We start from the raw sequence: 13,081 nt of genomic DNA, 5'->3' as shown, positions 1-13,081 counted from the left end.
GGGAAACCCATCAGCAATTGAAAAACGGAGTCTGTCGCAAGATTTCAATTGGAGCAATGCAGACTTCGACAATGCTTGGCCCTCTAGTCATCAAGATTTGCTTTGGGGATCACGAAACCGTTCCTGGGCCGTTTGGAAAGCCTCCTTCATCACGTTCTGAATTTTCTGAGGGTCGGGCTTTTTACCGCCCATCAAATCCCCGAAATAGACGCAGGCCCCTTCCCCTAAAGACCAGGTATAGGCCATGGCCCAGGAGGCCGCAATCGCCGTGCCGAAGCCGGGGACAAACTTAATAAGTTCTCGTCCCACAGCCTGGGCCAGAAATCCTCCCGCAATGGCACTGACCACGCCCCCCGCTTGGGAGGGACTTAACACCTGGCCGTAGAGTTGGCCCAGGAGACCCACGAGGGAGACCTGGAGGGCCGTGAGTACGGGCATCGTGGCAAAGGGCAGGGGAATGGCCGCCAAGGTACCAGCCATAAGAGCAAAAGTTAAAATATAGCGTCGGGCCACATCTCGATACACAGAGCCCAAGCGTTTCCCCGTTTCGCCATCTAAAAGGTGATGAATGGTGCGGGCCTCGGCCTCAGGCAATAAACTGGCTAAGGTTTCCCGCAGGGCCGCTAGGCCATAAAAAGTTGGCTCGTAGCCGTCCTCTTCCAGAGTGAAGTCCAATAACACGGCTTGATCCCAGAGGGGCGCAAAACTGGACTGAATCGCTGTCCAGGCCCGCTGAACCTCAGGAAAATCGGGGGGATAGGCAGGATGTTCCGTTGCTCGGCTGGGATAGACTTCGTGGAGACAGGTCACGGCCAATAGGCAAGGAATCTGGGGATATTTTTGCCTAAGAGTACTGAGAATATAGTGCAGACTGTCCGTTGCAAAGTCCGTAATTTTAAGGGTCAAGACCAGTACCCTGGCCGGTTCTCCACCAGTCTGGAGGGTGGCTTCTAGGTCGGCCAGAAGTGCTTCCGTGGTGTGGTTCGCCTCCCCTAAACCCACGGTATCGGTAAAGAGAAAGAGGGGAAGATCCGGGGAAGGGTAGGCGTAGCGCTGGATATTTTGGGTGTGGGGACGAAAGCCCTGGCCCACAATAGCAGCAGAAACCCCTGTCAAACCGCGGATAATGGAGCTTTTCCCGGCCTGGGGTTTGCCAATTAAAATGATTTCGGTGGTGGGAAGTTCGGCCCTGACCTGGGCCAAAATTTCAGCAATTTGGTCTTCGTTGACGGTAAAACCCCGCACCAGGCCCTGGGCCAGTTTATCGAGGGGTAGTAACCGATGGAGGCCACTCTGGGTCGTATTCCACAAATTCGCTAAATGGTTGAGCCAAGCGGCCCCGCTGTCCGGTGACGGTGGCGTTGGGGAAGGCACGAGGGGTTTGTCATCATCCATGCAAAATCGTCTGATGTTTTTTACATTCAACGTTATTTTAATCAGAAAATTTATGCTCAATGATGCAGCTGGCCCTGTACTGAGGATGGGTCATTAATCAGGGCCTAGAAAATTGGGCGGTGCATAGTCAAGACACGGTTTTTGGGCTATGATAATATTCTTGTCACGCGGACGTGGCGGAATTGGTAGACGCGCTAGATTTAGGTTCTAGTATCTCTGATGTGAGAGTTCGAGTCTCTCCGTCCGCATTAGGTATTGTTACCGCAATCTAAGAGTTAGACGCTTCGGATTCTGGGTATTCTTGAACCGGGGGCATCGCGTGAGAAACGGTGCCTGAGGAGGGAGTCTGGTGAGCCTACTCCACGACAATGCGCCACTCGTGTAATTCGTAGGTGACGCAATGATTCTGAATGAGCGGATCCTTGGCCACAATGGCCTGAGCGGTTTCTAAATCATTGGCCTGGAATAACAACATGCCCCCGCCGAAGTCTCCCCAGTAACCGCTTTTGGCCTGGTAACCTTCCTGAATGAGTTGTTGAACGTAGGCCTTGTGAGCCGGGACATACTGGTCAAAGGTGGCTTTATCAACAATGCCACGCTCAATCTTAACGAACCAGGGCATAGAACAATTGAGGGGGATTATAGTCTTTGTCCTAGCTTACCCTGGTCGGTTCTCTTCTCGATGGCAACTAGTTCATATGGATCGCCCAGGGCCTATTTCATCAGGTGGGACGGCAGAATAATCTCCGGTAGTAGGGGCCGGAGGTCGTCCACGGACATGGGGCCGAAGTTCATAATGGTGGGAATGGGCAAGGTGAAATCGATCAGGGTACCCCGACGACTGTAACGACACACACCACCATCCACAATCACGGGGACGAGATGACTGAAATAACGCTGGGCGGCCTGGAAACTGGTAATGGGTTCACCGCCAACTTTGGCCGTAGCCGATACTAAGGGAAAGGGAATGGCTCCGATAAGATCGTAGATGAAGGGGTCGGGACAAGCCACAAAAATATTAGCAAATCCCTGGGTAATTCCCTGGTCTAGGTGGGGCTGGGCCGTCATGATCATGGTAATCGGACAGGGAAAATGCGCCATCATGCGTCGGCTTGCCGGTGTGGTTTGTACGACTTCTTCCGCCCGGTCACCACGGGTCAACATGCCAAGGGGTTGGTCCTTATCAAAGTTTTTGAGCTGACGCAGGGCCGCAATAGCTTGGGGTCTGGCCCCGTGGGCCACCAGGGTATAAACCGTATCCATGGGGAGTAATACAACTCTGTCCTGCTCCAGATGTTGTAGGAGTTGGGGCACAATACCTAGACTGGGCTTCAGGATCTGTACCGTTTGAGTTAAAGCCATAAATATCTCCGATTGATTATCGCCTTAAAGTATCACAAGCTTGGTGGTAACGGCTACCTGAAGGACTAGATTGCCTGTGATGCTGATCGTCTGGTCAGGTTCCCTCTAGGCATGCACCATCAACCAAAAGATCAATCCCCTGGCCCTGTTGCTGACCTTTATAAAAAAGGCAGTGGAAGGTGTTGCCAACCGTTCCTAATAACTATCCTGAGTCAGTTGAATCAGGTTGCTGGGTAATGATGGCGGAACAGAGAAGGCAGTCTGGGGTAATTGTTTGGTTGCAGAAGTTGTGTTTTACGGTGATTGCCGGTCAAATCTCAAAGCCAGTCAGATAGCTCAGATTCTGATACGCATTCTGTATCTTACCAATCCGAAGGGAATAATTCAGGTTAATTTACCTTTTATGTAATTGCCAAAGATGGCTTCCTTCCAGCACTAGCGTCGTAGCCCAGACAAAAATACTAATACCAGTTGCTGCCGCCGCAATATCCTTAATGATACCAATCTGAGTATTTTCACTTTGCTCTATAAAGTCACATAAAATTTCAACCGCACTATTAAATAATTCGGCAGTCAGCATCATTCCCGTTGCTAGTAAAATGAGCGTGACATCAACCCATTGGCGAAACAGGAAAGAAAGAATAAGTACCGGTATAGATAAAGCAAGCTTGTAGGCAACACTAAAATCAGAGATGACGGCAATGCGCAGGCCCTTTAGGATAATCTTGAGCTTTTGGATTGGATGATAACCGGAGCTATGATTTCTTTTGTGCATAGCATTTTCAGTGACAGTTCTGATCATCTATATCATGCTTGTCTTTACCGATTTACGCTCCGACGATTCCACAGCTTTAGTCCTTCAAACCAGAAAATACTAACAACGCCAGACATCAAGCTAACCAGTAAATCATCAGCATGAAGAAAGGAAAAGCTGAACAGGTGTCTTAGCAAGGGAACGTAGAGAATTAGGCCCAAAAAGAAAACTCCACCGCCCAGAACCCACCATAATGCCTGATTAGGTGCTTGCAGCATTTCTGGAATGGTTCGCGACCAGGAACGATTGGTTAAGATCATTGCTAGGTTAGAAATAATCAAGGTCGTAAAGGCCAAGGCACGGGCATCTAATTCACCACTACCGCTGTAATAGGCAATCGCAAATACAATAACCAGTATTATTAAAACACTGATCCCCTGGAGTAAGGCCAATCGCAAAGTTCGAGGACTGAACAGGGGTTCTTTGGGATTACGAGGGGGGCGACGCATAATATTGCTTTCTGCGGGTTCAGCTTCAAACACGACGGTACAGGCGGGATCGATAATGAGGTGCAGAAAGGCAATGTGGATAGGGAGTAGAACTAACGGCCAGCCAAATACCACAGGAATTAGGGACATTCCTGCAATGGGAACATGAACCGCTAAAGTATAGGCCATGCCTTTTTTGAGGTTGTCAAAGATGCGTCTCCCCAGTTTTACCGATTCCACAATGGAGGAGAAATCATCATTAAGTAACACGAGATCGGCTGATTCTCTTGCTACATCCGTTCCCCGTTCCCCCATGGCAATGCCGATATGGGCAGATTTGAGAGCCGGGGCATCATTTACCCCATCACCAGTCATGGCCACAATTTCCCCCGAGCGCTTTAGGGCATTGACAATGGTCAATTTTTGTTCAGGGACGACACGGGCAAAAATATTGGTGCTTTGAATGCGATCCCGCAGCTCCGCTTCACTCATTTGCTCCAATTCCTTGCCGGTAATGACCTTCTCCGTAGGTGTCAGTCCAATTTGGCGAGCAATGTTTTGCGCTGTCACTGGGTAATCCCCCGTAATCATGACAACCCGAAGGCCGGCACTATAGCATTCAGCGATTGCTGGGGCGACGGTCGGGCGAACGGGATCTTCTAGCCCAACTAGTCCGACAAATTCAAACTCAAAGTCGTGTTGTTGAACGGGCAGTCGCTCATCAATCTTGAGGGGAGAATCGGGCGGGGACGACTCAAAAGCATGGGTTTGCGGTAAGGCTCCTGCTTTGCGGCCTTGGGCGATGCCGAGAACTCGTAGGCCTTCCTTGGCCATAACCTGAATGTATTCCGCCAGTTCCTGTTGCTGACTGATGCTGAAATGGCAAAGATCGGCGATCGCCTCAGGGGCCCCTTTCGCCGCAACCGTGAGTTCACCGGTGGGAGCTTCCCAAACACAAGACATCGCTAAGAGATCCGTGGATAGGGGATATTCGTGCAACAGTTCCCAGTCATCGTGTAGATGTTCCGTCTGTGCCAGATAACTCCGCCCAATCTGCTGTAAAGCCTTTTCCATTGGATCGAAGGGATCTTTACGGCTGGCTAAGATGCCAAACTCAATCAAGGGATGTACAGTTTCTGGCAAGGGCTCTCGCTCATGCAGAGTGACATCGTACAGATAGGATTGAGAAGAATTGTAAGCCAACAATTGTTTGACGGCCATTTGGTTCAAGGTGAGAGTCCCCGTCTTATCCACACAAAGAACTGTTGCTGATCCAAGGGTTTCAACCACTGGAATACGACGAGTTAGCACCTGTTTTTGAGAGAATCTCCAAGCTCCGAGGGCCAAAAAAATAGCCAGAACGACCGGAATTTCATTGGGTAAAATAGCCATGGCTAAGGCTAGCCCCGCTAAAAATCCATTCAGCCAATCGCCCCGACTGAGTCCGTACAGAATAACTACTACCACACAAATCGCTAGCGCGATAATCGTCAATTTACCGACAATGCGACGGGTTTCTTTTTGTAATACAGTCTCTTCGGGTTCAACCGTTTGTAGGGCTTTACCGATTTTACCCATCTCCGTGTCAATCCCCGTTGCTTGTACTTGGGCAATGCCCTGACCCTGAACGGTGAGAGTGCCGGAATAGACGCAGGGTAAATCGTCTCCCCCAGGCCTTAGCGTTGCTGACAGTTCCTCGGGATCCTCTGACGGATGAATAGCACGCTTCCTAACGGGAACTGACTCGCCAGTTAACAGCGACTCATCGACGGTTAAGTGCGTCGCCCACAACAGTACGGCATCGGCGGGGATCCGATCCCCCTCCTCAACCACAATTAAATCACCTTGTACTACTTCTCTCCCGGCAATCCGCTGGCGCTCTCCATCCCGAATCACCAAGGCCCTAGGGCTGGATAGGTCTCGCAGGGCCTCCAACGACCGCTCGGTTTTTTGCTCCTGGTAAAGATTGATGCCAATGATAAAAAAGACAAACCCCAGTAGAATAATTGCTTCTTGAGCGTCGCCTAAAAAGAGATAGATGACACCGCAGGCAATCAGGAGCAAGAAGATTGGCTCTTGGATAATTTCCAGCGCAATCGTCACAAAGGTACGATGCTGGGTCGAGGGTAGTTCGTTGTAGCCATCTTGCTTTAAGCGATCGGCAGCTTCCTGGGCCGACAAGCCATTAAAGGGATTATTGTGAATAGGTGCAACCATCGTAATCCTCAGTGACGTTATCTATGTCATAAATCGGAGAGGGCTTCAAAAAGAGAACCGATGGCACTCCATGGGCTTAGGCAACAACGGCAACTCCATCGATCAAAAGAGAAGGGGTATAGTAGGAACCTTGCCAACGACGGTCATTGCCCACAGCGATAACTTGGTTTAGAAGTTGATAGACATTGCCCGCGATCATGGTGTCCTTAACCCGTCCCAGAACTTCCCCGTCAGCAACAGCATAGCCCAAATCCACATTGACGGAAAAATCGCCGGACAGATCGGCTCCGTCCCCTAAAATTTGAGCCACGATCAAGGCCTGGGGCAAGGCTTGCAGTAGACTTTGCCCATCTTCTTGGCCAGGGGCCACGACTAAATTGACTAAACTCGGGACAGGATAATACTCCAGACCCGGCCGGAAACCGTTGCCGCTAGGGAGTTGGCCGAGACGACGGGCCGTCATCCGGTCACTATAAAACTGCTGGAGTTGGCCCCGTTGGATCAGGGAATAGGCCTGGGTGGGGGTGCCCTCATCGTCAAAAGGACAATCATAGGGACTGAGTTGAGGATCCTGAGCCAAGCTAATCAAGGGAGAGGAGCCCTCTAGTCCCCGTTTACCATTGGTCATTGTGGTTGTTGGTTGACTCGCTTTATTTAAGCTCCAGCTGGCCTTGTTCCGGCCCTTTTATTGCTCACGGGGCTATTAATGTTTCAGCATCGACGGTGGCGTTGAATCAAGTAAAAGGCCCTCTAATCTTAAGATATTGACCGCTGGCTCTAAGTGATGATCTGTGGCACGAGACGGAGAACCATATCATTATAGTCCTGGTCGCCGCCCCCCCAAATATCTTCAAAGCCAAAGAGATTACTGCCTAACCGGGCCATGTGGGAACGACCATCGGGATTAGCGGCCCCAAAGGAAAACAGAGCAACTGGGCCTGATCCAGGGAGATTATTGGGGTTTTGGTTAAGGACGGCCTCCAGCGTGGTGTTGGGGACGATAACCATGCCATAGAGGGTATTGCCCTGGAGTTCTAGCCGTTGTTGGTTCGTCGCCAAGTTTGACGGTGTATTCAAAATTACGCCTGTCACGGGGTTTCTGGCTCGTTCAAGGGCCACTTGAGCATAACCAGGATCACCGGGATATAAGGTGCTCGGATCAGTAGCTTCAGGGCCCAGCAAGGTTAATCCCCCCGTTAAGGTATCAACCGGGTAGAGCGCAATGACATTTTCATAATCCGCCGCTCGGCTCAGGGACGCCTGCACAGAAACCCGTTCGTTCCAAGGCCCTGGAATGAACACCGTACTTGAACTCATTTCAGCGGTAATACCACCAAAAGAGAGCTGATGATAACCACGGCTATCATTAACGATCTGGGGCGGTTCAGTTAACGAAAAAGTCAGGCTCTCTCCTTGGCGAGCATAGAGTATATGGTAGCGATTAGCCGCTAGGCTAAAGGGCTGTAATTCACCAAAAAACTCTTCCTCCGTGGGTGCCAAATTGTCTGCATTGACGAAGCCCTCTAGAGCAATCTGCCGACTCAAGGCCTGTGGGGCCGCCCCACCTTTGTTGTGGAAAAGAACCTGTTTACGGCCTAAGGCCAGGGCCTGGTAGTTAGGATCACTGGGCAATAGACCATCAATGGTACCCTGCAAATCATCCACGGCAATCCAGCCTAATTCATAATCTTGACTAGACGTCCCAATCAAGCGCCATTGGCCCTGGCCATCGGCCAAGGTTGGTGCCCAAAAAATACGATGATCCTGGGATACCAGACCTGGAATCGTCCGTCCCACATAGCCATGGACTTGTACCAGGCCGTTGGGAACATCATCACTATCTCCCCGTTCTCCGTCCTGGCCCACGAGCTGGACGGTATGGCCTTGGTCCGAGCGAAAACTCGCTCCGGTCGAACCATCGAATAATAGTTCCTGGTAAGTATCCGTCTGAGGACTGTAGCTGTAGTAACTATTAAAATCGGGCAGGCCGTCTAGGCTCAGACTTACTTGGGCTTGGCCCTCGGTGCTTGTCACCTCAAACTGTAAGGCGCCCCCTAAAACGCCATTGTTCGTGGCCTGCTCCTCTAAGCGCCAACCCCGAATTTGTCCCCCTTCCCCAGCGGCCTCCGCCTCAAATTCTAGGGGCAACGTCTCCCCTGTATCTGCTTCTACCAGTAGAGATACCTGTAATCCAAAAGTTTTAGTTCCTGTATAGATCGCATCATTGGGCAAGTCAATCGTAATGGTTTTGCTGGCCTCCTGGGGAGCAAAGACAAAACGCCCCAAATTGGGAAGATAGCGATCGCCGGCTTTACCACTACCGTCCTGGGTACGATAATTAACAGCAACGTATTTATTCAAGTCCCCAGTCCGTTGGATCGTGAAGGTTGCGACACCGGCCGCTTCAGCAACCGTTGGATTAGAGACAAACAAGCGAGTGGGTTGCGGTGGATCGGTACTAGCGGTCGTAACCAGCGTAGCCCCCGTCAGGGAACTGGCATTATTATCAGTGCTCAAGGCACTCGCTTGGGCCGTGGGGATGGTGTTCAGAATTGGTGTGTTGGTACTGAGAGCGGTAAAAGTGACTTGATTGGGGACATTGACTAAGACGGTTGCAGCAGAAGCACTTGAGGTGTATCGGTAATAGTTTTGGTTATCGAGATAGACTTTTTCACTGGGGCTATTAAAACTGGGATCGAGATTAAGCTTGTCATTGGCATCTAAGAGAACTCGAATTTCGTTATTAGCTGAAAGTTGGGTAATCGTCAGAGCATTGAGGGTGAGGATATTGGCCCCGTAGTTCCGGACATCGAGAATATTAAAGTTTTTCAGTCGCAGGCCTGGAGACAGGGTGGTTAAATCCCAATTTTGATTGGTGTAGCCCGTGAATTTGAGAATGTTGTTCCCGCTGCCCCCATCCAATCGCCGGAAATTGGTATCAGTGACCGTGACAAAATCATCCCCAGGCCCGGCATAGACTGTATCTACCCCACCTTTGGTATAGATTTGATCATCCCCTTGGCCCGCAACAAAAATTTCTCCTGTGGGACTACCGAGCATGACATCATCGCCAATTGTACCCAGTTGATTGACTTGGGAGGTAAAGTCACTACCAAACAGAACATAGTTGAGATTGTCGAAGTTACCCGGCGCACCTAGAGCAAAATCACTAAAACTATCGCCGTTGATATCAGCCCCACCACTGATGGAAATACCGGCCTGGGAACTGGGTAATCCAGTCGTCACAAAACCATAGGGATTAAAGTTTTGAGTGTTATTGGTTTGATTGTTGGCAAGGTTCCCTAAACCGAAAGGCGAATTCGCGGTGTATTCATTTCCCCAATGGGTTCCGCCAAAAACAACCCAGCTTACCCCTTGATCACCATTGACATCAGGAAATTGACCTGCAATAACAGGGGTGAGAGGTGCGCTGATTAACAGATCATCAAAGCCATCCCCATTTACATCACTAATAGGGGTAATTTCCAGCAACTCAAAAATGGTTTCATTGGGAAGATCTGGCGCAGCTAAAACAACATCAGGAGGATTATTGACCGAAATACCACCCTCCTCGCCATAGTAAATAAATACTCCTCCTAAATTGTTTATTGTTGGGTAGTTAAAAATTGGAAGTTGCAGTAGATTTCGGTAGCCAGGGGCCAACACAGCTAAATCAGCAATACCATCACCATTAAAATCGCCAATGTCCTGGACTTGCTCACCCCAACGACTGACTTGATTAGGATCAAATAAGGGATCTGAGAAAGCAAAAAGAAGAGAGTCAATATCTTTTTCATTCAATGATATAATAAAACTTTGGTTAAATAGAACTGAAGACAACCCGTTAAGGTCTGCATTCTCATCATCGGGAACTGATGCAGTGTCTCCCCAGTTCAAGCCATCTGTGGAAGTAATATATTCAAAACTATCCCCATTGGATGTAGTAAAAAATAAATAATAAGTCCCATCTACAACGGTTAGAGATACTTGGGAATTGGTATCAACTTGGTTTAATTCTGCTGAACCTTGCCAATTCGTTAAATCGCTGGAGTTGAGAAGGCTAGTCCAAGCAGCGGCAGAGTTATTGGAGCGAAACGCTACGGCAAGAGTATCCCCATCTGAACCAGGGACAACAATAGCACTGAGGGGTTGATTAGTCGACTGAGCAACACCGTTAAAGGTTAAAACAGTATTGCCATTATCCCAACCACTACTACTCCCCGGATTACTGGAACTAGAATAGAGAATCAGATCATCCGAATTATCTTTAACAAAGAATACATAGAGTTCATCATTAAAGGCCACTAATGTTGGGCCATTGTTCGAGGTTTGGTTGATTGGTACTGCATTGATGCGTATCCCGGCGTTGGCATTAGTATTGACACCTTCTGCAACCCACACCTGGCCATTGTCAGCAGTAAAGCCTAAATAAAGCGTGCCATTGTAGGCTGTAATTGAGGGGGGTAAATTCTTAAGATCAATTGGCGTACCATTACTGTCAAGCGGGACGACTTGAGTAAGGTTTTCCCAGTTGACACCATCTCGGCTTCGTTGGATATAAATATAGGAATCTTTAGTGGAAATACGCTCGTTAATTCCGTAAAACGCTTGATAGAGCCAGCCATCTAAAATTGCAAATGATGTCACACTTTGGGCATATTGATTGGGAAACGAAATTTGCCCCCATGGCAACAGCCCGAGAGCCGCCGTAACTGAGGCATTGGGAGGATTAACCGTAGGTTGTAAAACAGGATTTCCAGACTCATAGGTAAAATACTGGATGCCACCGCCAAAGCCACCGATATTAGCGACTGGGTTTAATTTGGGCTGACCAGCGATAATCTCCCTGATGCCATTCCCATTTAAGTCAATACCGGTGAAAGAACTGGGTAGGGGAAAACTGTTACCAAACGTTAAAGAAGATGAGTCGGTTAATGTTCCATTGGCGTTGCCGTAAACAACACTTGTAGAATTAGGGCCTTGTAAGACAAAATCATCGTAACCGTCCCCATTAAAATCTCCAACTCCCCAGGCCTGGTTAAAGTTAGATAAATTTGGCAAAGTACTGTCAATAATCAGGCTACCTTGGCCACCTAATTCCGGACTGCCTAAAATCAGATAGAAATTGTCCTGCTGATCAATAGCGCCAAAATCAGCCAGGCCATCCCCATTAAAATCTCCAAGGGCAACAAACTCTTTAACTTGAGCGTTTTCCACCGAAATAATTAAATCGTCAGTGCCTAGGGCTGCATCGAGTAAATCTTTCGTGCTGTTGCCAAAAATAAGCACTCCCCCAGCGGGACTCCCCCCAGAAATCACATCCGCAAAGCCATCACCATTAACATCCCCAACCATCACGACGTTGAGACCATTACCAAAGAGACTGCCCCCATTCTCCCCATTAGCCAGAAATGTATCGAACTTGATATTGATTTCTTGATTTTCCTCTAGGGTGACAGCAGTGCTAATCAGGCTGGTATTCCCAGGATGTAGGGTGCCATTTGGGACAACATTGCCCTCGGAATCAACGATATAAAGACCGCCGTCCGCCGCTAGTTTCAAGACAGCACCGCTATTCCCTGATGTATTGGAACTCCAAATGACATCACCGGGATTATTACCAGGTTGGCCATAGACCACAAAGTTACCGTCACTTTGCATAATGGCGTAGGCTTCGGGCGTAACAGTAACTCCTACCCCTGGATTTGACCGCCAGATGACTTGACCGGTGGGCGAAATTAACTGTAACAAAGCAGAAGTCAGTTCAAAATTAGCACCATAACCAAGATCAAAGGTGAGGACATAACCAAAGAGGCTAGAGGGAAGGGAATATTCATAGCCATCAATCACAAAGCCATTATTAGAAGAAACATCCGAAAGTTTGATACTGCCATCGTCTGCTAACCAAGGGTGTCCATAAACTGCATAGAGTTGTTGAGCCACTGGAGCCGTGAGCATTAGGTCATCTATGCCGTCATTGTTAATATCACCCACGCCAACTGCTGCTGTTCCCGTGGCCTGGTAGGGTTGATTGCCGTTGAGTAAAAATGTGGTTTTGTTGTCGTTAGCGGTGACATTTAAATCAAAAATAGTCCCGAATTGACTTAAATCTAGCGGCCCAAACAGGACATAACTCTGACCCGTCGCATTGGCCCCCTGGGGAGCAGTAATTAAGAAGTCTTGATAGCCATCATCATTTAAGTCTCCCGGTGAGGTGATAACTGCTCCTGTTTTGCCCCCAGCCAGGCCCCCATTGATCACGAGGTTACTGACTGTATTTAAGGCTTGTAAATTTGTTGATTTAGTTGCACCCGCCCCACTGAGCAAATAGGCCTGTCCCGTATTGGTATTGGCCCCAGGCCCAGCAATCACTAAATCTTGGCGGCCATCTCCATCATAATCTGTGAAATCCGTGTTCAAACCTGAGCCAATTACAGTTCCGGCAAAGTAGCTAGTGGCAGTCCCTTGAGCATTGGGAATCGTTGGCCCGGTATAGGTCGCCCAAGGAGTTGCATTGGAACTTAAGCCTTGATTTGAATTAAAAACATAAACTGCTCCGGCTGAAACCCAACTCGAATCAGGAAAATTGGATTGGTTTTGGCCGGGGAGATTACTTTTATTCGTCCACTGATTAGCGACTTGAATTTGATAGTTAGGTGCACCAATAAAAAGATCATCCGTAGTTGTACTGCCTGTAAATGTAGATGGGCCATTAGTTAATCGCCGTGAAACTCCCAGGGCAAACCCGGCCCCTTCACCCACTGTTAGGGTTGGACTTGGTGGATTCGGTTCGGGATTGGGAATATCAAAACTTTGACCCGTATAAATAACACTCGAATTAGGAGAACCCTCTTGAGCAAAACCA

The 13,081-nt window shown here is 48.9% G+C and carries 7 protein-coding genes and 1 tRNA gene; 1 reads left to right on the top strand and 7 read right to left on the bottom strand.

Features of this window, described 5'->3' with window-relative positions; all coding sequences use genetic code 11:
- Positions 1-90 precede the first annotated feature (90 nt).
- A complete protein-coding gene (locus ABXS88_RS11905) occupies positions 91-1,395 on the bottom strand; it encodes a 50S ribosome-binding GTPase (protein ID WP_353672262.1) in 1,305 nt (434 codons plus the stop codon).
- Between the two features lie 167 nt (positions 1,396-1,562).
- Here ABXS88_RS11905 and ABXS88_RS11900 point away from each other — a divergent pair.
- Positions 1,563-1,643: transfer RNA gene (locus ABXS88_RS11900), tRNA-Leu, on the top strand.
- 107 nt (positions 1,644-1,750) lie between these two features.
- On the opposite strand, the gene ABXS88_RS11895 is transcribed toward ABXS88_RS11900, so the two are convergent.
- The 6 genes from ABXS88_RS11895 to ABXS88_RS11870 form a co-directional block, all read right to left on the bottom strand.
- Complete coding sequence (locus ABXS88_RS11895) at positions 1,751-2,017, bottom strand: YciI family protein (protein WP_353672261.1); 267 nt, start codon at positions 2,015-2,017, stop codon at positions 1,751-1,753.
- A 92-nt stretch (positions 2,018-2,109) separates the two neighbouring features.
- Entirely contained in the window at positions 2,110-2,757 is a 648-nt protein-coding gene (locus ABXS88_RS11890; protein WP_353672260.1) for an L-threonylcarbamoyladenylate synthase, read from the bottom strand.
- 394 nt (positions 2,758-3,151) lie between these two features.
- Entirely contained in the window at positions 3,152-3,559 is a 408-nt protein-coding gene (locus ABXS88_RS11885) for a diacylglycerol kinase (RefSeq protein WP_353672259.1), read from the bottom strand.
- A 17-nt stretch (positions 3,560-3,576) separates the two neighbouring features.
- A complete protein-coding gene (locus ABXS88_RS11880) occupies positions 3,577-6,216 on the bottom strand; it encodes a cation-translocating P-type ATPase (RefSeq protein ID WP_353672258.1) in 2,640 nt (879 codons plus the stop codon).
- A 76-nt stretch (positions 6,217-6,292) separates the two neighbouring features.
- Entirely contained in the window at positions 6,293-6,844 is a 552-nt protein-coding gene (locus ABXS88_RS11875) for a metallopeptidase TldD-related protein (protein WP_353672257.1), read from the bottom strand.
- 149 nt (positions 6,845-6,993) lie between these two features.
- The gene (locus ABXS88_RS11870; protein WP_353672256.1) at positions 6,994-12,978 is read right to left on the bottom strand and encodes a Calx-beta domain-containing protein; all 5,985 of its coding nucleotides are present in this window, start codon (positions 12,976-12,978) and stop codon (positions 6,994-6,996) included.
- Between the last annotated feature and the right edge of the window lie 103 nt (positions 12,979-13,081).

Origin of the sequence: Synechocystis sp. LKSZ1, from assembly GCF_040436315.1 — a bacterium.
In the GTDB taxonomy this organism is placed as follows: domain Bacteria; phylum Cyanobacteriota; class Cyanobacteriia; order Cyanobacteriales; family Microcystaceae; genus Synechocystis.
The sequence above is the reverse complement of the archived record's forward strand: the minus strand, read 5'-3'. Positions and strand labels throughout refer to the sequence as shown.

What these genes read in the sequence shown, in the direction of transcription:
- ABXS88_RS11875 (WP_353672257.1), bottom strand. Translation starts at nt 6,844, where the DNA reads ATGACCAATGGTAAACGGGGACTAGAGGGCTCCTCTCCCTTGATTAGC.
- ABXS88_RS11905 (WP_353672262.1), bottom strand. Translation starts at nt 1,395, where the DNA reads ATGGATGATGACAAACCCCTCGTGCCTTCCCCAACGCCACCGTCACCG.
- ABXS88_RS11880 (WP_353672258.1), bottom strand. Translation starts at nt 6,216, where the DNA reads ATGGTTGCACCTATTCACAATAATCCCTTTAATGGCTTGTCGGCCCAG.
- ABXS88_RS11885 (WP_353672259.1), bottom strand. Translation starts at nt 3,559, where the DNA reads ATGATCAGAACTGTCACTGAAAATGCTATGCACAAAAGAAATCATAGC.
- ABXS88_RS11890 (WP_353672260.1), bottom strand. Translation starts at nt 2,757, where the DNA reads ATGGCTTTAACTCAAACGGTACAGATCCTGAAGCCCAGTCTAGGTATT.
- ABXS88_RS11895 (WP_353672261.1), bottom strand. Translation starts at nt 2,017, where the DNA reads ATGCCCTGGTTCGTTAAGATTGAGCGTGGCATTGTTGATAAAGCCACC.